Annotated in this window: 13 protein-coding genes; 1 reads left to right on the forward strand and 12 read right to left on the reverse strand. The window is 58.1% G+C overall.

From position 1 onward, the window contains the following. Nucleotides 1-141: 141 nt before the first annotated feature. The 3 genes from E0E37_RS02990 to E0E37_RS03000 are packed head-to-tail and all read right to left on the reverse strand — an operon-like array spanning nucleotide 142 to nucleotide 5,846. Nucleotides 142-3,099, reverse strand: coding sequence for a hypothetical protein (locus E0E37_RS02990; protein ID WP_130861492.1), 2,958 nt, complete (start codon nucleotides 3,097-3,099; stop codon nucleotides 142-144). Next, complete coding sequence (locus E0E37_RS02995; protein WP_130861493.1) at nucleotides 3,071-5,245, reverse strand: phospholipase D-like domain-containing protein; 2,175 nt, start codon at nucleotides 5,243-5,245, stop codon at nucleotides 3,071-3,073. Before E0E37_RS02995 ends, E0E37_RS02990 begins: the two co-directional genes overlap by 29 nt. Continuing rightward, entirely contained in the window at nucleotides 5,235-5,846 is a 612-nt protein-coding gene (locus E0E37_RS03000) for a hypothetical protein (protein ID WP_130861494.1), read from the reverse strand. The genes E0E37_RS02995 and E0E37_RS03000 overlap by 11 nt, the downstream gene beginning before the upstream one ends. A 211-nt stretch (nucleotides 5,847-6,057) precedes the next feature. On the opposite strand from E0E37_RS03000, the gene E0E37_RS03005 reads away from it, so the two are divergent. Then, nucleotides 6,058-7,365 carry a helix-turn-helix transcriptional regulator gene (locus E0E37_RS03005; RefSeq protein ID WP_130861495.1) on the forward strand — a complete coding sequence of 436 codons (1,308 nt, stop codon included), beginning with the start codon at nucleotides 6,058-6,060 and terminating at the stop codon, nucleotides 7,363-7,365. A 6-nt stretch (nucleotides 7,366-7,371) separates the two neighbouring features. Here E0E37_RS03005 and E0E37_RS03010 read toward each other — a convergent pair whose 3' ends face one another. The 9 genes from E0E37_RS03010 to E0E37_RS03050 form a co-directional block, all read right to left on the reverse strand. Next, nucleotides 7,372-8,721 carry a vWA domain-containing protein gene (locus E0E37_RS03010; RefSeq protein WP_130861496.1) on the reverse strand — a complete coding sequence of 450 codons (1,350 nt, stop codon included), beginning with the start codon at nucleotides 8,719-8,721 and terminating at the stop codon, nucleotides 7,372-7,374. After that, nucleotides 8,714-8,944: a hypothetical protein gene (locus tag E0E37_RS03015; protein ID WP_130861497.1), complete on the reverse strand. Its 231-nt coding sequence runs from the start codon at nucleotides 8,942-8,944 to the stop codon at nucleotides 8,714-8,716. Before E0E37_RS03015 ends, E0E37_RS03010 begins: the two co-directional genes overlap by 8 nt. Further along, nucleotides 8,935-9,558: a ClpP family protease gene (locus E0E37_RS03020; RefSeq protein WP_130861498.1), complete on the reverse strand. Its 624-nt coding sequence runs from the start codon at nucleotides 9,556-9,558 to the stop codon at nucleotides 8,935-8,937. The genes E0E37_RS03015 and E0E37_RS03020 overlap by 10 nt, the downstream gene beginning before the upstream one ends. A gap of 100 nt (nucleotides 9,559-9,658) precedes the next feature. Next, entirely contained in the window at nucleotides 9,659-11,608 is a 1,950-nt protein-coding gene (locus tag E0E37_RS03025) for an AAA family ATPase (RefSeq protein ID WP_130861499.1), read from the reverse strand. 66 nt (nucleotides 11,609-11,674) lie between these two features. Next, a complete protein-coding gene (locus E0E37_RS03030; protein WP_130861500.1) occupies nucleotides 11,675-13,234 on the reverse strand; it encodes an AAA family ATPase in 1,560 nt (519 codons plus the stop codon). An 88-nt stretch (nucleotides 13,235-13,322) separates the two neighbouring features. Beyond that, the gene (locus E0E37_RS03035) at nucleotides 13,323-14,213 is read right to left on the reverse strand and encodes an ankyrin repeat domain-containing protein (protein ID WP_130861501.1); all 891 of its coding nucleotides are present in this window, start codon (nucleotides 14,211-14,213) and stop codon (nucleotides 13,323-13,325) included. Beyond that, complete coding sequence (locus E0E37_RS03040; RefSeq protein WP_130861502.1) at nucleotides 14,197-15,714, reverse strand: ankyrin repeat domain-containing protein; 1,518 nt, start codon at nucleotides 15,712-15,714, stop codon at nucleotides 14,197-14,199. The genes E0E37_RS03035 and E0E37_RS03040 overlap by 17 nt, the downstream gene beginning before the upstream one ends. Next, nucleotides 15,704-17,182, reverse strand: a complete 1,479-nt coding sequence (locus E0E37_RS03045; RefSeq protein WP_130861503.1) for a hypothetical protein — start codon at nucleotides 17,180-17,182, stop codon at nucleotides 15,704-15,706. The genes E0E37_RS03040 and E0E37_RS03045 overlap by 11 nt, the downstream gene beginning before the upstream one ends. Before the next feature lie 208 nt (nucleotides 17,183-17,390). After that, on the reverse strand, nucleotides 17,391-20,981 hold the full coding sequence (locus E0E37_RS03050) for a UvrD-helicase domain-containing protein (RefSeq protein WP_165445173.1): 3,591 nt from the start codon (nucleotides 20,979-20,981) through the stop codon (nucleotides 17,391-17,393). Nucleotide 20,982 lies beyond the last annotated feature (1 nt).

A 20,982-nucleotide genomic window follows, 5' to 3' on the forward strand; every position in this document is an offset into this window, starting at 1 on the left:
TCTCATGAAAACAGGGCCGGATCGTTTATTTCCCGCCGTAAAAAAACAGCTGCGCCGATCCTCCGCCCTCTGCGCAAACCCTTTGGAAACATGACCGCCCTGCGGGCTCACTTTCACAAGGTAAACTTTTTTGTTATTCCGTCAATATCGCTTCGCGATATTTCCTGCATAATCAAAAAAAGCGCACAGGGTCCTTTTTCGCAGTTCCGTCCACTGGGAGCGGGTCTCCTCCCTGCCGCCGCTCTGCTCTCGATCCCATTCCTCCGCGCCGCCGAGAAACTCCGGATAGTTTTTCGCTGCGCTGTGGATCTTCTCCGCCAGTTCCTTCTGACCACTGAGCAGCGTGGGCGCTGCGATACGCCTGATCCGGGGCGATTCCTCCGTCAGGGCGGGAATATACCACTTGGGAAAAATGCCTGCCGCTGCCGCCAGAGCCAGCTGCTTCAGGTCGATCCCCCGGGGCCTTATCTCCTCAATGATGCGCAGAGCGTGTTCCTGCACGATCCCGAAAAACGCCGGACGGCCCTTCAAATCCGCTTCCCGCAGACGGTCTGTCATCCGCCTTCGGAGGGCTTCCGCCTGATCTGAGCCGTCCTGCTCCAGCCGGCTGCAGAGCTCCGCCAGCCGCCTTCGGATGATAAGAGAATTGGGACGGTCCAGCCGGCCCTCCCTCTGCATAAAGGCGTTGGCGTTGGCGGCGGTGTGCCAGTGCATGAGTTTGTCCGCGTACTTGTGCAGGTCCAGACCTTCCTGGGCCGTTCCCGTGGCGGCCAGCACCATGGGATAAAAGGGAGAATTAAAGCGTTCCTGCATCTGCATCTGAAAGTCATCCCTGTGACCCCCGTTTTCATCAGGATCGTCCGTATACTGCGCGGAAAAGGTCAGCGCATACCCGTTTACCTGTCCCATCCACATCCCTTTGCCCCCGGCGTCTCCAGCCAGCGTCTCCCGCAGCTTTCTGTGAAAATCCTCGCTGCCGCCGGCCCCGCACACCTCGTAATACTCCGCCAGTACCTCCTTCAGACAATACTCCCTGCAGTACCGTATCACCGTTTTCTCCGTATAGCTTCCATAGAGGGAGCAGACCACCTTTTTGCAGTACGTCTGATTGAAGAAGGCCAGCAGAGCTGCCGTCGTTTCCTCATCGCACAGATCCCCGCAGGGGGTCTCCGCCAGAAACGTCCTCAGTTCCCCCGCCTGACCGCAGCAAAGATCTTCCGACCCGTCTTCCCACTGCTCCGTCAGACGGCGCTCCAGTCTGGCGTTGGCCTCCCTGCTCACATAATAAGCCGCGCTGCGGGAGGACATCCGGTATCTGGCGAAGACCAGCGTTTTTCCGTAGGCGGAAAGCGCCCCAAAACCGCTGTTTGCCCCGCCGCCCCGGCTGGGCGGCACCCAGAGCAGATTTTCAGCGCCTTCCGGCATACATTCCCGGATCAGCGTCTGCAGCAGAATGTGATCGTATGGGTCGGAGGTCCGGTCAAGCTCCTCCAGCGCTGCATGCGCCTGTTTTGTCAGCTGATCCGGCCCGCCGGTCCCGCTGCCGCCGCCAAACAGTCTCCCCATCTTCTTGTAATCGCCGCTGAATTTCCAGAAATGAGGGGTGTGGGAAATACAGCTGCCCACAACGGCCGCCGCCTCCGGACCCTCTGCGCCCGGCGCGCCGTCCCCTCCTGTCCGGCCGTCCATATCTGCCGCGTCTCCCGCTCCTGTCCGGCCGTCCATATCCGCCGCCTCTCCCGCTCCTGTCCGGCCCCCTGCGGCCGCCGCGCCGTCCTCTTCCTCAGAGCCGGACGGGACGCCGCACAAGCCGCGCAGGACGCTCTGGATATAATTCAGATGTTTTTTGTACTGCTCCGGCTGCAGCTCAGGCACCCGGAAATCCTCATACAGTTTCCGGTCCTCTTCCTGGAAAAACATATTCCTCTCCGTCCGGCTCATGAAGTCCGCCGTCCGTTCTGTGCGGCCGCCCAGTTCTATCATAGCCGCTTTCAATTCGTTGAAATCGGAATACGGCCCCTCGGATCCCGTTCGTTTTTCCGTCCGTCCGGCGCTGTCGCCGGACAGCCACGGCGGCTCCTTGCCCCCCTCCGGCTCCATCTCTGCAAACGCATTGTGATCGTAATCGTAGGGAGTGGCCGACAGCAGCAGGATCTTCGGCAGCCGCGTGAAGATCTCCGGAAACGCCCGCATAAACCGAAGCATAGTCAACACGCTGTAACCGTTGCCGGTATTCTCAAGAAATCCGCGGTAGCGCTGAAACTCATCGGCTACGATCAGATCCGGCTTCAAAAGACACGCGGCGGCGTTGCTCATGATCTGGCGGAGCCGGCGGAACCGGCTGTTTTCCATCTGGGCATACTCTTTATTCTCTCTCAGATCCAAAAGATACGTCAGATGATCCTGCAATTCCCGGCACGCCGTCTCTCCGCTCCATTCTCCCGGTCCCGGACGGCGTCCAAATTTCTGGTACGCCGCCGCCAGCAAAACGGCCTCCGAGACCGGCTCCTGCCGGATCACCTCGCCGTTTTCCTCCGCTTCCTGTCTTTTTTCGCAGAACCTCGCCGCCTGCCGGAGCGCCGCTTCCATGCAGCTCCGCTCATCCTGCGAGCCCGTGTACTGCAATCCGGCGTCTGTGTTGAAACTGGTCCTGGGCGTTATGGGAAATGTGATGCAGAAGCCGCGGCCCTGGTTTCCGGAAGGCCGGACCGACGCCAGCACGTCTCTGTCCACCGCCGCCATGCTGAGCCGAAACGTCTCCGGCGCCCGCCGGATCTCCATGGCCCTCTCCGCGCTGCCCACATATCCGTCGCCGTAACCGAAGGCGGCCAGCGCTCTCTCCGCCGCTGCTCTCTGGCAGCCCGTCAGATCCCTGAAGTTTTCCTCCCTTATGTGAGAGATCTCTCTGTTCGTCCCGTCAAAATCCTTTATATTATTTCGTGCGATGCGGGCGTTGGAGGCCAGATAAAACACCGCCGCCCGGCCGTTCATCCTGGCCATCTCGAACGCCACCGTGCGGGCGATCCTGGTTTTTCCAAGGCCCACCTCGTCGGCCACCAGGAAACACCCGCTAGCGCCGCCTGCCGTCGTCTGCTCCATCTTCCCACTCCTTTAAATAGCTTCTGAACTCCTCCGCCTTGTGTCTGAATCTGGCAAGTTCGCCGCGAAGGGCTGCATAATCGTACGCTCCAAGGTCGTCCTCGTCCTCGTCTATCCCGACTTTTTCCAGAAACCCTTGGATCTCCGCCGCGATCTTCCCGCAGCGCCATCCATCCCTGTCCCAGCCTCTGTCGACGGCGTATTTACACAGCCGCATTTCGGCGGTATCCGCGCTGTCGTAAGGAAACGGAGCTTCTCCAGAGAGCGGAGGCACAAAGTCCCTCAGCTTCGGAAGCATATTTTTATACAACAGCCTGATGTAAGCTTCTGCGTCCACGGAATTTTTCGCTCCCGAGGCCCTTCCCAATTCCGCGCCTGCATCCGGATCCCCGTCCTCTTCAAAGCGCAGACGTACGGGGATCAGGGCCACATCCTCCATCTTCCTGGCTACCCGGACCAGACCCGCCCGGTCCGCAGGAAACTGCTCCTGCGTAAAATGGATCTCAAACTGGCTGTTTTCGCTCTTTGGCAGTGAAAATTCACACATGCCGCATTTCCCCGGCAGCGTAAAATAAAATTGAAACGGCTCCGGCAGTCCCCAAGGATCGTCTTCTCCGGGATCCTCCTCCGCTGCCCGCCGGCCTTCGGCCGGAGATACGGATACGGATAGCCTGCCCGACCTGAGAACGCTGCAGGAAAACACCGTCTGTTCCTGAAGCAGCTCCCGAAGGAGCTCCAGCAATCGTTCCCTTTCTCCGGACCGGGAACATCTGTATTCTTCCAGACGCTCCGGCGTCACCGGTTCCAGCCAACGGCGAATTTCCTCAAACCTGTCTCCCCCGGTCTCCGTAGGGTCCGTTTCGTATTCGTACCGCGCCATACATTCAAAGTTTTCGCTGACCGCATTTCGCGTTCCGTTGGCAGACCCTGCCCACACCACAGTGCGGCCGCCTCCAAAGCGGGCGTAAAGCTTTGCGTGGATATAAGGACGCCCCTCGCCGCAGCATTCGTCGTCCGTCAGTCCCTGTCCCACGCCCTCTTTCAGAAGATACGCATAGGAAGGTATGGCGGACCTGCCCCCGTTCTCAAAGGCTCTCTCCCACGAAGACGGATTGCTCACGAAGAGGATCCTCTCCGACTCCGTCTCATCGCCCAGCAGCAGGCGCGGAAAATCAGCGTTCAGCGAATCGCATAGAAACAGATAGCGATAGGCCCCGTCCGGCCCCGCCAGTTCCCTCCGCGCCCGATCCTCCTCCGGGCTGAAATCCCGTTCCAACTGGTTCTTCAGGTGGAAGTTCGTCTTTTCCGGTCTTTGGCTATCTAGGCCTTGGCTGTCCGGCCTGAGCGCCGGCGGAACGTTGAAATGAAAACTCACTTTCCCGCAGCTCCCGGGCTCTGCGGGCGCAAACTCAGTCCCCGCCGTTCCCTCCGCCAGAGCGGTGAGAAGCCTACGGACGTCTTCCTCTTTTCCATCCCTTTTTTCACCCTGTCTCTGCTGCGAAAGCAACAGCAGAAAATCGGCGACGGCCTTGCCGTTGGCCGTCTGTCTGCCGCTCCATCCTTCCAGTACCATGCCCAGCTGAAAAAAACGGTCGTAGACCATATTTTTGCTGGAAACGATGAGCCGGTAAAACCGCCGGGTCCTTTCCTCTCCCCCTTCAGGCGCAAATTCTGCCAGCATGATCTTCGGATGAAAAAAAGCTCCGGCCGAGGGAGGACGGACAAAAGTGACCAGCTCTTTTTCCACGATCCCGCTGCAAAACAGATCGACGCCCGCGTTTTTTCGCGACGAACAGTTATATGTTTTCTTCAGAACGTCGTCAAAATCGTGGGCAAATACGTGCAGCTGCCGTTCCGGATCTCTTCTTCCGACGTATCTCTGATAATATCTCTCAAGCATCAGGCGTTTCTGCAGCTCGGACAGATCAGACAGGCCGCCGCCTGCCTCCGGAGAGTTTCCGCCGCCTGTGATCCCATCCGCCGACGCCCCCATATGCAAAAGCGCGTCGGCGATCATGCGGCTGTTCAGCGTGAAAGTCGTCATAAACGCCCGGCGGACCTCGCATCCTTTCTTCGGCGCAAACAGCCTGGCCAGAGCGCTTTTCACGCTTCCGTATTCGAGCCGCCCGTCAGTATCAATCGTCATTGAATATCTCCTTCGCCACATGGGCGGTCCCCGTGCTCAGCTTTTTCATTTCCGTCCGGTCCTTGTCGTCTCCCACATATCCTTCGGCGCCAGGCGCGGTCTTCCGGCTGAAATTGATCCGATAACGCCTGACCTCCTGTTTCTCTCTGTTCATCTCCGCGTTCCATCCGCTCCCCACATCTTCGGGATGAAAAATGCAGTACCAGGTAGGAGAACTGTTTCCGCTCTCCTGCCTTTCCCAGAAGATCAGGCATATGAGTTCCGCCCGGGCCACGCCGGGAAGGCCCGCGCCGGAAAGATCCGCGTCAGCCATCGCCGCCGGGCAGCTGTACCAGGGCAGGCCGGACCGCTCGGTCTGCCTGCAGGTATAGTATTTGATCCGCTGGCTGCTCAGGGTTTTTCCATCCCCGCCCACGTACCGGAGGCAGGCCATATTGTTCCGTTCCAGCTCCGCTTCCACCTTCCTGCCTCCCCGGGGCCTCGCCCACTCCGCAGCGTAGATCTTGCACAGCGTGCGGCGCAGTTTTTCCCTGTCCATAGGCAGCGCCGATCTGCCGTAAAACAGAGAACTGCCTTCTTCGATCCGGTATAGATAACTCATCCTTCTCCCCTTCTCCTCAGCTGCAGAAATACATTCCTCTTCAATATACCAGATATTTCTCCCGTTGAAAAGGACCCGCAGAACTCCGAGCCAGGTCTCCGAGCCAAGTCGCTGCCCGCCCCCTATCTATCTCAGCGGCTATTGTAAATTTTCCTCAGATCCGTTAAAATACAGACAGACATTATTTCAGCACATCGGGAGGTCATCTTACATGTCAAATTCATCCAGCCGCAGTTTCGCCGGAACCACCGCAAAAAAAAGAGAATCCGCGCAGAAAAATAAAAACCCTTCAGCGCAGGCCGGTAGCCACAGGAGACCGGAAGACGCCGCAGGGGATACGGCCGCCTTTCCGGCCGATCCCATGCTCACGCTGTCCCGGATCACGGCCTGTCTGAAGGGCTTTGCCGAGGATGAATACTTCAAGGTCTCTGAGCTGATGAAACGTATGGAAAACCTGTACGGAAAGGGCGTCCTGTCCCGGGACACCCTTTCCAAGGCGCTTTCCCTGCTGGAAAGCGAGACTTCCAAAGAATACTCCATCTTCGATTTTGTGCTGGAAAAATACATTCTCCGGGACAAAAAATACGTGCTGTTCGACGATTATATGGACGAGCTGGAAAGCGCGTCCGAGCATTCCGGCCAGGACGGGGATGTCTGCAGCAGACCCGGCGCAAGTTATTATTACCGCGTCCTTCCTGACATAACGCGGGCGGAAGTCAAAATGCTGGCGGACGCCATCAGCTCCTTCACCCTGCTGACCATGGAGCAGACCAACATCCTGCTGCGGGATCTGAACCGCCTGTGCAACGACCCCCGGCAGCATCTGATCACCAACGTCAGCGACGACGGTTATCCCTACAAGCTTACAGACGGCCAGAGAGCCGCCGACATTATGAACAGCATCGACACCGTCACAAAAGCTCTCCGCAGACACCGCTGCGTATCTTTTGATTATTACCATTATACCGCGCAGCGCACCTCGCCTGAAAACTACCGCCTGGCCTTTGAAAAGCGCAGCGAGCACAGGCTTCACCCTGCCTTTTTCGTCTGGTCCAACGGCTATTACTACCTGATCGGCAAGTCGGTGGGATATGAAAACTCCAACTTCAGCGTCTTCCGCGTGGACCGCATCCGTTCCATGAATATCCTGGACAGCGTGCGGGCCCTGGAATTCCATATCAATCCTGCGAAATACCGGGATGAAAATCCGGTCATGTACGGCGGCCAGACGGAGGAGATCGTGCTGCGTGTCCGCAGCGAACGGCTCAACAACGCTGTGGACGCCTTTGGAAAGAATTTCTTTATCGTACCCGCTCAGGAACAGACCGCCGGACCGCTTTCCGCAGGCCGGGCCGACCGCTGGCTGGAGCTGCGGTTTGTGGCCAATCCCAAGGGCGTGGCTCTCTGGGCCACGCAGCACTGCACGGACTGCCGCGTCCTGAAGCCGGACAGTCTGATCGAAGCGGTGAAGGATAATCTGAAGCGCGGCCTGGCGCTCTATGAGACAACGACTGACTGATCCGCGTCATAAGGCGGGCTCCGTCACTCCCTCCCCCAGCAAGGCTACCGTCACCCAGTCGGGGATCCAGCCCATTGTCTCACAGTCGCACCACAGGTCCCCGGGGATGACGAATACCGTTTCATAAGACGTGGGCTTTTCAGGAAAATCTCCGAATCCGTCGGAGAAGAATATCAGCCCGCGGAGTCTGCGGTATTCTCCGTTTTCCATCAGTTCTTCGATCCGCTGAAACACCGGCTTAAAAGAGGTGCCTCCTCCGCCTCTTAACTGGATGTCTCCCATATATTGATCGAACTCCTTCTCCGTCCGTATCTCTTTCTCCGCCTGAATGTTCCAGTCGCACTGAATGATGCGCAGCCGGAATTTTCGCCCTGTCACCTCCATGTCCCGCACCACCGCCGCAGTCTGCTTCAGGAAATCGTTTAGCGTCTCGCCGCAGCAGGATCCTGACGTATCGATGGCGATGATGAATTCCTCCACCACGTTGACGTCCCTGTACTCGTTGTACTCGATGATCGGAAGATCCCCGTAAAGGTCCAGTCCGGTCACATACCAGGCCAGGTCCATGGTGTCCATATCCACTTTCATAACTTCCGCAGGCGCGGCAAACCGTTTCAATATCTCCCTGTAGGAAACAGGGGACACCTCTGTCACGCTGCTCTGAGAGAAGAGCATGCCCATCCCCCGTCCCGCTTTTATCTCCCCTCTTTTCAAAGCTTTCCCATACAATTCCGCAGACTTCGTAAGCGCCCGGCGCCAGGCTGCCCTCAGTGATTCCGTCCCGCGTCCCCCTCGCACCCCTCGTCCCTCTTTTTGCGGATCCATCCCCCAAAACCGGTGATCGTCACAGACCGCATGGGGACCGGCTGCGGCAAGAACCGCCTCCGCCCCTTCTTCTCCACACCCTTCGATCCGCTCCTGCCTGATCATCTCATAGCACTGCTCCGCCGAGCGTCCGCGAAAGAACTTCGCCGCAGCTTTGATCTCAGAAAGACTTTTCCTCGGATCTCTGCCGCATACCCCCTTCAGGGCGGATGTGATCTGAAGCGCTGCCACATCGCAGCAGCTGTCGTACAGCAGATGCTCCCGCCCCGTCCTTTTTTCCGTATGGCCCAGAATGCAGTGAACGATCAGGTGCATGATCGTCAGCGGGATCTCCTCCGGCGCTTTCTGATACACCTTGACTACAGCGTCCGGATTGTAATAGATCCCAAAACCGTCCGTTCCCATCCAGGGCGTATCCTCAGACCGTATCATCTGCAGCACATACAGTACCGGCCCCAGGTACGGGTACGCATTCCGCAGCTCCTTTCTGCTGTACCGCAGAATATCCAGAGCCAGTTTATTCTTATCCATTCCTCCGTTCCTCCAAGGCAGCTCTCAGCTTTTCTTCCTCCTCCTGTACCGGGTCGTCCACCGCATCCAGGTAACGGATCAGGCTTTCCCCAACTCTTCTGAGAAAAACGCGCAGATCCGCCAGAAGAAGCAGGATGAGTACAGTCCCCGCCGCGCCGCCGGCCAGCACCACCGTCTCAATGATCCGCCGCAGCACCCAGAATCCTTCATCCATCAGATACATTCAGTCTCCCTCCTTTCACCGTCCAAAACAAGTTTCTGTTCCCGGCCGCAGATCCCGTCGATGAGACCGTAGCGCAGAGCGGTCTCCGCCTCCATGTAGCAGTCGCGCACAGTCAGCTTTTCGATCTCTTCCGCACTGAGATTTGAATTCCGGGCCAGTTCTCCGTTGAGCAGCCGCCGGTAACGTAGAATTTCTTCCGTGCGGATGAGCATATCGTCCGCCGGTCCGCTGCAGCCTCCCAGGGGCTGATGGATCATAATACCGGCGTGGGGAAGCGCAAACCGCTTTCCCCGCGTTCCTCCCGCCAGAAGAAAAGCTCCCATCGAGGCTGCCTGTCCCATGGCGATGGTGGATACGGGACATCTCAGCGCGCGCATGGTGTCGTAGATGGCCAGCCCCGCCGTCACGCTGCCTCCGGGGGACTGGATATACATGCGTATATCCAGCGAATCGTCGGCCGCTTCCAGGTACAGCAGCTGCGCCGTGATCAGGCAGGACAGTTCCTCTGATATTTCTCCTCCCAACAACACAATGCGGTCTTTGAGAAGGCGGGAATAAAGATCAGACTGCTCCGCCCCTCCGGCCCCTCCTTCTCTGATGATGGGTATAATCATATTTTCTGCGGCGCCGCCGGCCGGCGGCGCCTCCTCCTTTCCGTATTCTCTTCCTGTTTCGTATGGTTTCTCCGCTCTCCAAAAGCGCAGGCGCCGGCCATCAGACTCCCGCGGCCCCACAGGGCTGAAACCCGATGATCTGAACGCCGCCTTTTCCGCTCTGTTCGCGCAGCAGCTCCCCTGCCGCCTTTCTGAGGATCTCGCCGGTGAGCAGATCCATTTCAGCGCCCGGGCTTTCGCTGTCAAAGGCTTCCGTTCCCCCATTCCATCCTGCCACGACGGAGTTGGCCAGGACGCCCTCCGCCGTTTCCAGAAGCCGCCGGGCCTCCCGGCCGCCGCCGAAGTCCTTCTTTTTCGCCGCTCTGCGGAAATAGAGTTCCAGTACCTGCAGACAGTCCTCTCCCAGCCGGTAGCCTCTCCTGCCGGCCATCCCGCGGAAAATTCTGATCAGCTCCTCGACGCTGTAATCGGGAAATTCCACCACTCTGGCGATCCTGGACCGCAGTCCCTCATTGGCGGAAAACAGTTTTTCCATCTCCCCCCCATAGGTGGCGAAGATGACCACGGTCTCTCTCTCGTTTTCCATATGGCGGACCACTGCCGACAGCGCCTCTACGCCGTACTGATCGTGATCTCCCCCGATCAGAGACCCCGCCTCGTCGATGAACAGAACTCCGCCCCGGGCCTTCCGAAACATCGCGGCTACCTTGTGCGAGGTCTCGCCCATATAACGGCCCACCAGATCTTCCCGGCCGGCTTCCAGAAACACGCCGTTGGTCACGCCAAGCTCTGCCAGCCGGACCGCCATCGCTCTGGCCATGGTTGTCTTGCAGGTTCCGGGCCTTCCGACGAAGGCCATGCTCCCCGCCGGCTGCTCTGCTTCGTACCCGCCGCGGGCGGCGCCCCGATCCTTTTCCCGCTCCGCCATCTTCTTTCTGTAAGCCAGACGATTGGCCTCCGTCTCCACGATCTTCTTTACCCGTTCCAGTCCCACGATATCTGCAAAAAGCTGCGCTCCGCCCCTCTGGTCTCCCTCGTAATGTTCCACCGAAAAATCCCTGACGACCCTGTTCTGAAAGCCGTTTTCGCCTGTTTGGGCCCGCCGGACAGCCAGCGCAGCCAGACGGGCCACGTCGTTTTCACAGAAAAGCTGCCGTCTCGCCTTTTTCAGGTCCTGGATCACAGCCTCCCGATCTACTTCCTCAGCGATCTGACAGCCCTGCTCCGCCACCAGATCCCTGAGGAGCCCGGCCAGAAAGACGCAGGACGGTTCCTCCGTCCCCGCCAGCACGAATCCCCCCTCAAAAAGCAGGCGGTCGATCTGCGCCTTGTTGGCCTTCTCCCGCGGCAGAACGATGAGAACCGGCTTTTTCCAGCCCAGCAGGAATTCCGCCGTCTGTTCCGACAGAGCCGTCATCCCATCGCACAGCACAATGATCGCCGCGGCCGCGTCGGGTTCCAGACGGGGTCTCATCGACAGTTGGACGGGTCCCTGAACGTCCCCCGCGTCATCACAGCTTCCACCGTCCAGCTCGCGCTCTGAAAACAGCACGAATCGGTCTTCCCGCAGGATCGACTCCATATCCCCTTCCCCGCAGCATCCGCCGGTCACAGCCGCCCGCATCCCTGTCAGCAGCTGCCCTTCCAGCAGGCCGCCGTCTGTGAAATACCCGTCCGCATCCCCTTCCTCGCTTTCGTCGATCTCAAAAACCCCTGTGTCAAACTCCCCGAAAAACCGCTCTTTCCTTTCCCAGGGCGGATCCTTCTCCTGCCGTTTCTGCAGCAGGAGCGCGTCCGCCAGAAAACCTGCGGCCGACAGCCCTCCCGCCATGGTATCGCAGAGCAGGATCACCCTGTCTCCCGCGCCGTCGGAAAGCAGCGTCATGCAGTCTCTCATGTGCGGACGCTCCGACAGCGACAAGGTCAGCTGCGCGCCGGTCCGTCCTCTGCCCTGAATATAGCGCAGCGGAATACCGCCCGCTTCCGTTTTAATCCTGATCCGCTCCACCGCCGTGGGCATCCGGTCGGCGCAAAATTTTTCTGTCTGCATTATTTCCCTTCCTTTCTACAGTCCCTGCAGCCGCACATCGTTCTATCTCCGCGGCGTTTCTGCCGGTCACGCCTCATTTTTGTTCAGCGCCTCTTTCACTCTTTTATTCACGCTGCCTTTTGATATGGGCGCAAATACCGCTCTCCGTTCCTCTATATAGCGGCTGTTTCCCGTCTCCGCCAGCAAACGCACAACATCCTCCGCCGCGTCCAGATTGTTCAGCAGGATCTCCATCTCGCTTCCCTCTCCAAAAACCTGACTTACAAAGTTCAGCGTATTCGTAACGGCTTCGTCCGCCAGATCCCGCGCCTGTTCCCGCTTCCTCACCAGAGCGGAAAATTCTCCGCGGATCTTTTCAAAGCCTGACGCCGGTTCAGTCTCTTCCGCCAGCTCCCGGTACTTCCCTAGAATGCGCTCTACTTCCGCCGTTACCGCCGGACGCTGACCCTCCGAATTACCCTCTTTTTCCCCTGCGCTCCCGCCGGCGTTCAGTCCTGCCGCGGGCAATTGTCCCAGTCTGGAAAACAACTGCAGACCACCGTTATTTTCATCCGCCGGCTTAGGTTCCCGGAGCTGCCCGGACAGCGGCTGCTCCGTATCCGCGGCGGTCAGAACAGCGTAAAGTCTGTCGCAGACCGCCGTCTTTGCGGCATAATCCGCTGATCCGGTCAACAGGCGGTCTGACAGCAGCCAGATCAGAGCGCATCTCACATCGAAAGGCTTATTTCGAAACCGCACCCGCAGTTCTCCTGAGGCCTTCCCTTTCAGGATCGTTTCTACCTCCTCGGGTCTGACGATCTCATTAAATATCTTATAATAATTGATGAATCCGCCCGCGATCTTCGGGCAGGGAAGATATTGCTCCGCAAGCCCTGCGTCTACCGGCAGGTTTTCCTCCTCGCAGATCCTGATCATCTGCGACAGCTCTTCCCACCCTCTGGCTGTGGCCAGATGAAGTTCCCCTTTTTCGTTGGCGAAGTAATAGAAATGCGATCGGTTCTGCGACAGGTACGCCAGAATGGTCGGATGGACGCTCTTCCCCACCGCGTACTCCCGCCATGCATCGAAGGAGGGCTCGATATGGATCTCCCGTATCCGGTCCCTCGTCACCACATCCGTCTCTCTGGCGGATCGGTTGTATTCCCCGGGATTTCCCGCCAGCACCACCACCCAGCCCTCCGGTACACTGTGGCATCCAAAGGTTTTGTTTTGCAGGAACTGCAGCATCAGCGGCGCAATCGTCTCCGAAGCGCAGTTGAACTCGTCCAGAAACAGCACGCCCTCTTTTTTTCCCGTACGTTCCATGGTCTCGTAGATCTCTGATATGATCTCGCTCATCGTGTAGCCGGTCACATGGCAGAGCGTCCCCCCGTACTCCCTCTGCTCCAGCCGCGGTAATCCCATGATGCTCTGACGGGTGTGGTGAGTGATCGTATAGGAGAGAAACGCCACGTCCATCTCCGCAGCGGCCTGACGCACGATATCGGTCTTTCCCACCCCCGCCGGTCCGATGAGCGCCAGCGGTCTCTGGCGATTGACCGGAATGCGGTACCTCCCGCCGCCATCCTTTGCCAGATACACGTGGATCGCATCCTTCACTGTCTGTTTTGCTTCTTTTATGTTCATCTGTATCCTCCTCCTTACATTTTTGCCGGTCTTCTGTCTTCCCGCATCTTTACCCTATCACAGTCCCCTCCGCCCTCCGCCGGAGGTTTCAGATCCGGTCACTTTTTTTGCAGAACCGTGAGATCCACCGCCTCAGAGTCTCTCTGCGTTTTCTGGCGGCGGCGGTCCGGGAAAGATCGGCGGCCATCGCCGCCGAAGGACAATTTCCTATAAACAGCGAACACATGAGATTGTCCGGATCGTACGAAGCGCCGGCTTCCAGCAGGAGCCGGGCGCAGTCCTGATCTCCTCTGGTCACAGCCGCCATCAGCGGACTGCCGGTCTTCAGCGTAAAGGTCCTGCCGCACCAGCCCTGATCAACGCCGTCAGCAGACACACACCTGGTCGTCCAGCCGACCGGTACGCTGCAGGAGAAGCGGTCCATAGTGTAGCTCCGCTGTAAAATCAGCCCCGCAAAGTCCACATAGTAGAAACCATCCTCCCAGCCATCCGGCTTAAATCCGGATTTTAAAAGCAGCCGCACCAGCTCCGCATCCCCCTCAATGACTGCCGCGCCCAGCAATCCGCCATGCATCTGGTATTCCATCTCTCCCACCCGATAGTCCACTGACAGTTCGATCGTACACCCGACCTCCGGCACGCTGCACAGGATACGGGCCGCCCTCTTCCACGCCGCCCTGTCCTGCTCCCAGAGCAGCTGTGTAAAATTTCCGCTGTTTCCCATCGTATTCCAATTCCCAGCGCCTGTCTGCCAGTGACCGCCCGTGAGACCCGCCTGTAGAAGACCCGTATAAAAAGGATTATAGAATCTTCGCTGCAGAGCCAGAACCAGCGGCGTCTTTTCCGCCTCGTTCACTATTTCATCAAACTCGCCTGCCTGAGCAAGCATTTCGACCCTGCTCATAAGCATCCAGATACGGAGGCCTTTGTCATTCTCCCTTTCATCTTCTTCCCTCTTCCCCTCATGTTTCGAAGTCATACGATTTTTCACCTCCCACCCCGGCGGCCGTCTCCACCATGGGTCCATAGATCCGTTCCAGTCCGTTCTCCGCCGCGTATGAGATCCCCAGGCTGATGTTGTCCTTCCGCAGAAGACCGCATTTTATCAGCAGGCGGATCCCGTCTTCTGTCTGTTCCCGCAGTATCTCTTTTGTCACCTCATCCAGCTTCCCCTTCTCCGGGGTCTCTATCTCCGCCAGTCTGAGGATCTTTCGCAGCCCGCGGCGGCCTAGTCCAAAGCGGCACGATTCTGCCGCGGGCCGGAAGATCAGACGGATGCCGCTCTCCTTCAGGCGGCGCTCGAACTCCTTTCTGTCCGGCTTCAGCTCCCACACATATTTTGTTATATCCACGGGCCGGCGTCCCGCCCGCTTTGCCACATAGCGCATCAGACGCTGATCGGCGGTTTTTAGCATGATCTCCGTCAGAAATTCAAGCTCCGCCCCAGCGGGCCGCCGCCCCGCTTTTTCCAGGATCCGCAGGCATCGCATCAGATCGCCGTTCAAACGAAATTCCCTCGGCGCTCCTGTCAGCCGCTGATGTAATAAGCTCTCGGAAAAAAATTCCGTTCCCAGCTTTGCAAAAGGCTCGGACGGAAGTTCCGCTCCCTCCGCCAGAAGGCTCTGCAGCAGATCGGCGTTCACCTGACGCAGCGCAAATACGGGAGCCACGTCCCTCATCAGTTTTGGTTTCCTCCGCCACAGCATCGCGATCATCTGCGGATCTCTCACCTGGCCGATCAGAAGCGCTATCCGATCATTTTTCCTGTCTTCGCCAAACTGCAGAAAATATTCCGCGGCTTCCGCATCTCCGCCCAAAATAGTCATCGCCCATGGCGGGACCCCCATGAAGATGTCTGATGTTACCATACGGTCTGCTCCCCTTTTTTTCGGGGCCCATGCTGTAAATCCCACGCGCTTTCCGTCATATCCGTCTCCATCCCACATCCTTCTCGCCTGGGCCGCCTGCTGCAGAAACGTAGGACCATCAGGTCTTGCACCCAATTTTATCAGACGTTCCGCCATCTCCTTCCTTCCGCAAAACGCGCAGAGTCCAAAAATCGTAGCAGAAAAGTTATATTCGACCATATAGTTTCGGCCGCCGATCTCCAGCGTTCTATTGGCACTGCAGACGATAGGCGTTTCCAGATCTTTCAGACGCGACAGAAGCCGTAAAAAAACATCCTCTCTGTTTTCCTCCACCGCCCGCCACAGCGGACAGGCATTTCCATAGCCAGCCGATACGGCAGGGGATATACCTTCCCCCAACAGAGTTTCCAGCAGCTCCGGATGTTCGGGCCTGTCCATAGCCGCATCCAGCAGGATTGCTTCCTGAAACTCCGATCTTATTTCCACATCATCTCTGCAATAAAAGCGATACAGCTCCCGTACCAGCGAAGGTCCGCCGTTTTGCACCGCGTAAAGTACGGTGCTGAACTCCACCTGTCCCTCCCCCATGTCAAAGGGATTCTTAAAGCCCATATCGGTAACCCCCTTCCATCTGTGCCGCCAGTTTCACTACCGGCTCGTAAAGTTTATGAAGTTTGTTCTCAATAATAAACTCAACGGCCGCCCTCATATTCTGAGAACAGAGCAGCCCGCTGCTCACCAGCAGCTTCAGCCCGCGCTGAGTCTGCCCCAGCAGGATCGACTTCGACAGCCAGTCCAGCCTGCCGTCGTGCTTTATCTCCTGCTCGGTCAATTCCAGCAGAGCCGTCAAATCGGCGCAGTTGAACTCGGGGGCCCACCAGATTTCAGTTTCTTCCAGCGGCAATCTCAATTTCAGGCGCAGGCCGCTGTCCCGGACCGCCCTGGCAAATTTCCGCTGGCCCGGTCCTATGGGCAGAAGGTTGAACAATTTCGTCGCGTCCACAGGTTCCGTCTGCCTGTATTCAGCAATGCGCTCTATCATCCTTTCGCTTCTGCTCCCCAGAGCCATCTCTGTCAGATGTCCCAGTTCCTCCGTATCCGGCTCAGCGCCCTGTTCGTCGAGAACATCCAGGCATGCGAACAATTCCTGTTCTTCATATAATTCGAGCCTGCTCAGAACGTTCACATCACAGGCGTCATCATCTCCCAGCAGTCGGAAGGGACGCTTGGGCAGTTTTCCCCGGCTGATAAAATCCCGCAGCAGCCGCTCATTGCAGGCTCTCAGGGGATATTCTGCAGGGATGGACGCCATCAGCTCCGGTTTATTCTGCCACAGCAGATCCAGCATAGGCCCCTTTGCAAAATTGCAGATCAGGCGGCTCACTTCCCTATTCGCTTTATGCGCTGCTTGTTCCAGCCTGAGAAAAAATACGGCCTCCTCCGCGGGCCCGCCTGCCACGACAAAACTCCACGAGGGGATCCCGACAAAATCACTGCGCCGACTTAGACCGTCTGGTTCAGCCTTTTTCCACATAGTATAATTTATGCTCTGCATACCGGCTATTCTGCCGAAGGCGTCCGTGTCAAAGTTCAGTTCCTCATCCCGCCAGGGCTGAAACAGATCCATCGTCAGCAGCAGTTCCGCCAACCGGCGTCTGCCATAAAACGCGCACAGCGCCATAGGCGAAGCTGTCAGACTGTATTCGCCTACACATTCGGCGCCGTCCATCCTGAACTCTATGTTTGTAACGTGCATGATCGGTCTGCCGGGGTCCTCCATGTAAGACAGCGCTAAAAGAAAATTTTCCTCATCGTCGTCGGCGATCAATTTTCCAAAGATAGATTCGCCCACTCCGTCCTTCTGGCCGGCCGGGGATATCCCCGCACGCAGCAGGAGCTCCGTTATCTGCCGATTCCCCCGGCGCAGCGCCTCCTCCAAAATAGCGTAATCCTCCGCAGGTTCTTCGCCCAGCGAACAAAAAGCGCGCCGTATCTCCAGAAATGCGTCGACGACTTCCTGAACGCTGTCCGGCGGTTCTTTTCGCACGGAACAGAGCACATCTTCCAAACGACTGTACATGTTCGTCATTCCTCCCTTTTGTCTCCGTGTAGATTTCTGTTCTTTTCCTTTTCTCCTGCTTACTATACCAGCTGCCGCTGCGGAGCTTTTCGGAGGTTTTCTGAAAGTAAACTTTTTTGTTATAACGTCCATATCGCTTCGCGATATTTCCTGCACATAAAAAAATCACGCGGCGGACGCGTGATTTTCCAACATTCTGAACCGTACTTCAACCTTCCTCCCCGGCTCCTGTTCTGCAGGGGATATGGTACAGATACGCCTGCGGTTCTCGTTCCGGTTCAAACAACTTCTTTAAAACTTCCCGATACAGCGTGAGCTGCCCCTCATAATGTCCGTAGAGGCCATCCCGACGTAAATTTGTCTTATAGTCGCATATGAACCACTGACTCCCCCTGCGGTAGACCAGGTCCATGACGCCATTTAAAAACCCGCCCTTACGCCGATCTATTTCCAGAGCGTCCGCCAGCGCGCGCAGCCAGCTGTCCCCCGCCGTCAGATAAAGTGTAAAAGGCAGTTCCGTATATACCTCGTCGGCGGCGCGAAGGACCGCCGTCAGATCCGCCGGTACCTCTTCCGGGATCCACGGAAAAAGCCGGCGTTCCTCCGGCGACGCCGTCTGCGGGTATCCCCCTCTGCCCATGCGCTCTGCAATGGAGAGCAGCATCTGCTCCGGATCTCCGCCGCCCCGGGAGCTCTGTCCATGGATATTCTGGTCACGGCCGTTCTGTCCATGGCTGTCAGACAATCCCACGGACCGCAGGATCCAACGGATGATCAGGGTCAGTTCATCTGATCCCAGACGCTCTTCCCGGCGGTCGGCCAGCGTCTGCATCAGCCGGTGGACCGCCGTGCCCACCGCCGCGCTGAACGATCCTTCACTTTCCGGCGGCCGGCTCCCCCCTTCCGCATGGTCATTTCCGTGCGAAAGAAGCTCTCCGCAATGGGTCTTCATTTTGACGCCGCTGGGATTGATCGAGTCGTAAGAAGGAGCGGAGGAGAAACGCAGCGCCGGCCCGGAGACCGCCTGCAGGACGGGACGGGCCGAAGGCGCGGGCGGGACCGGGATCGAAGTCTTCCCTTCCTCTGCATGTCCCTGCTCTCTGAACGGCCAGAATGGGATCGGTCTTTTGGAGGACGCGATCAATTCTTCCCAACGACCGGCCTTCTCCTCTCCCCTGGCCGCCGCGCCCTTTTCCCCGACGTTTTCATACAATCGCGGGATCAGAAGGACGGAGGCCGCTCTGGTGGCCGCCACATAGCGCAGCCGCGTCTGTTCTTCCGCCAGTCTCCCTTCCTCTTCCTCCATCAGCGCGTCGAACTGCGCTGTGCGGATCAGTTCGTTATAATCTTTTTTGATCGTTTTGATGTAGACCTTTCGCCCGGAAAAATCTCTGCATATCTGCGCTTTTCGTTCCGCCGGGGCCGCCGCGTCGGCCAGAATGACTACAGGGGCCTCAAGCCCTTTCGCCTTGTGCAGGTTCAGCAGCTTGACGCCTCTGGTCCGTTCTTCTCTCGACATCTCATATTCATGATCTCCGCAGATCAGTTCTTCCTGGATGAAGCGGACCAGCTCCCCGCCGTTTCGCACCCGGCCCTGGGCCGTCTCCGCCCGCAGCAGCTCCAGACCGTAGCAGAGAGTATCCGCCTCCCTGTCCACATCCATTTTTCCAGCCAGCAGTTCCATAGCCCGGCGATACATGGCGGGAGGATCCAGTCCGCTGATCTCTTCAGCAAACCCAGAGAGCTCCGCGAACCCTCGGCCCGTCCCCCCTGCTCCCGCCTGCTCTTCCTCCGCCTGCAGACGATAGAGCTCTCCCTCCGACAAACAGAAGGGCGGTTCCATGAGACAGAGACAGCTGAGATAGCGGTCTCCCTCAGAGAGCGCCGCCTCCAACAGGCGCTTCATGGCAGGCAGCGCCCCGCTTGCGGCAAAACGGCTGCTGCCCGCCACACTGTAAGGGATCCCGGCTTTCTCAAACGCTTCCATGTAGGGAGACAGGCGATCCTTTTCCGCCGTCATCACCATAATATCTTCATAACTCACCGGCCGCAGTCCCGCCCTTCCCGTGCGATGATCGTACGCAAAGACCTGCCTTCCCAGAAGGTCCCGGATCAATCTGACGATCTGCCGCTCCTCGTTTCCCGGCAGACCGGAACGGCCGAAACGCCCCGGTCTGTTTCCGACGACCTCGTAGAGATAAACTCCGTCTGCCGCAGGTTCGGCCGCCGCATCCGCCCTTTCATTTTGACTCTCCGCCCACTCAGGCCGCTTCCCTTCCCTTCCGCTGGGCCGCCGTGAAAACAGACGTTGACGATCCGACGGTTCTATCCGGGGAAAAGAATCTCCAAAAAATACAGAACTGGAAAACACTTCGTCAAACCACCGGGTCAGGGGCGCCGATGATCGGAAATTGCAGGACAGCTGAAGGACCTCACACCCTTCCGATTCTTCAAATACTCTGCGCACCCTTCGGTAGTTGTCCACGTCTCCGCCGCGGAACCGGTAGATCGCCTGTTTCTCGTCCCCCACCAGAAAGAGAGCCCCCGGCAGCAGCCGCGCCGCCCGCCAGTCACCCTGCGGTTCCTGAGCCGCCAGTCGGAAAAACAGCTCTGACTGCAGCAGGTTGGTATCCTGATATTCATCCACCAGATAATACCGGTAACGGCTCTGGATATAACGCGTCAGCGCTCCTCCCGAGACGGCGTCTCTGCGCAGCATGTCCACTGCTGCAGCCAGACTGCTTTCAAAAGTGACGACGCCCCTTCGTTCCATCTCATCCCTGGCCCACCGGCAGAAATCCCTGCCAAAGGCTGCGCTCTTATAGTATTTCTCACGCTCAAAAGCCTCCAAAAGCGGGCCGCACTTTTCGGCCGTCTCTTTCAGCGCGCCGTAGCTTTTCGTGATGATCTCCCGTTCCTCCGCAGTGAACTTCTCCCTGAGCGCTTTTTTCACGTACTTGTCCGGCAGACTGTCCCAGAAATCAGCCAGCGCCTGCACCGCGCGAAGTACCGCCGTTCTGTCTTTGAATCGGGCCATTCGTTCTATGCGCAGCAGCCTGTCCAGCTGCGTTTTGGCCAGAGGCTCCCGGGCAGTGGCCGGATCGGCAAAATATCGGTCAAGCAGCTCCGAGAATACGCTCAGATCCCTGCCGGCCCTGGCCATAAAGGTATCGTCCGTCTCCGGCTCCACGGGAGGTTCGCCCGCTTCCACCGTGAAACCTCCGAACCCCCATATCGTACGGATCAGCGCCAGAAAGTCTCCGGTTCCCATGCCCAGCTCCCGCAGTTCCTCATAGCGCAGCCACAGTTCCTGCGGTTCCCTGCTGCGGATCAGATGTGTGAACCGTTCCAGACAGAAAGCCTCCTGCTCCTGCTTTTTCTCCATTGGAGCAAAATCGGAGCGAAGCCCCGCTTCCTGGGGATGTTCTGTCAGCAGTCTCCTGCAGAAGCTGTCTATGGTTCCGAAAAACGCCTGATCCAGATCTTCCATCGCCCGCGTCAGCAGATAGTATTCCCCCGGCCCCCAGGCCTCCTTCGGCAGTTCATGTTTCCGGGGGGCGCACTCCGCCAGCGCCTTCTCCAATTCTCCGCCGATCCTGCTGTAAAACATGCGCGCCGCTTCCTTTGTAAAGGTGATGGCTACAATGGAACCCACCGGTCTGCCGCTCTTAATCAGGGCCAGGATCCGCCTTACCAGACTTTCCGTCTTCCCCGAGCCTGCGCCGGCATTCAGAAATACATTTCGCTCCAGCGAATCCCGTGTCTCTATCCACGCTCTGACTTCTCTGTCGTCCGCCATA

The sequence above is a fragment of the Bacilliculturomica massiliensis genome, from assembly GCF_900605495.1.
GTDB classification, from domain to species: Bacteria; Bacillota; Clostridia; order Peptostreptococcales; family Anaerovoracaceae; genus Bacilliculturomica; species Bacilliculturomica massiliensis.

Excerpts from the sequence above, each read along its gene's own strand:
- E0E37_RS03030 (WP_130861500.1), bottom strand. The coding sequence starts at position 13,234 with ATGAACATAAAAGAAGCAAAACAGACAGTGAAGGATGCGATCCACGTG.
- E0E37_RS02990 (WP_130861492.1), bottom strand. The coding sequence starts at position 3,099 with ATGGAGCAGACGACGGCAGGCGGCGCTAGCGGGTGTTTCCTGGTGGCC.
- E0E37_RS03015 (WP_130861497.1), bottom strand. The coding sequence starts at position 8,944 with ATGTATCTGATGGATGAAGGATTCTGGGTGCTGCGGCGGATCATTGAG.
- E0E37_RS02995 (WP_130861493.1), bottom strand. The coding sequence starts at position 5,245 with ATGACGATTGATACTGACGGGCGGCTCGAATACGGAAGCGTGAAAAGC.
- E0E37_RS03010 (WP_130861496.1), bottom strand. The coding sequence starts at position 8,721 with ATGGATAAGAATAAACTGGCTCTGGATATTCTGCGGTACAGCAGAAAG.
- E0E37_RS03000 (WP_130861494.1), bottom strand. The coding sequence starts at position 5,846 with ATGAGTTATCTATACCGGATCGAAGAAGGCAGTTCTCTGTTTTACGGC.
- E0E37_RS03050 (WP_165445173.1), bottom strand. The coding sequence starts at position 20,981 with ATGGCGGACGACAGAGAAGTCAGAGCGTGGATAGAGACACGGGATTCG.
- E0E37_RS03040 (WP_130861502.1), bottom strand. The coding sequence starts at position 15,714 with ATGGGCTTTAAGAATCCCTTTGACATGGGGGAGGGACAGGTGGAGTTC.
- E0E37_RS03045 (WP_130861503.1), bottom strand. The coding sequence starts at position 17,182 with ATGTACAGTCGTTTGGAAGATGTGCTCTGTTCCGTGCGAAAAGAACCG.
- E0E37_RS03025 (WP_130861499.1), bottom strand. The coding sequence starts at position 11,608 with ATGCAGACAGAAAAATTTTGCGCCGACCGGATGCCCACGGCGGTGGAG.
- E0E37_RS03020 (WP_130861498.1), bottom strand. The coding sequence starts at position 9,558 with ATGATTATACCCATCATCAGAGAAGGAGGGGCCGGAGGGGCGGAGCAG.
- E0E37_RS03035 (WP_130861501.1), bottom strand. The coding sequence starts at position 14,213 with ATGACTTCGAAACATGAGGGGAAGAGGGAAGAAGATGAAAGGGAGAAT.
- E0E37_RS03005 (WP_130861495.1), top strand. The coding sequence starts at position 6,058 with ATGTCAAATTCATCCAGCCGCAGTTTCGCCGGAACCACCGCAAAAAAA.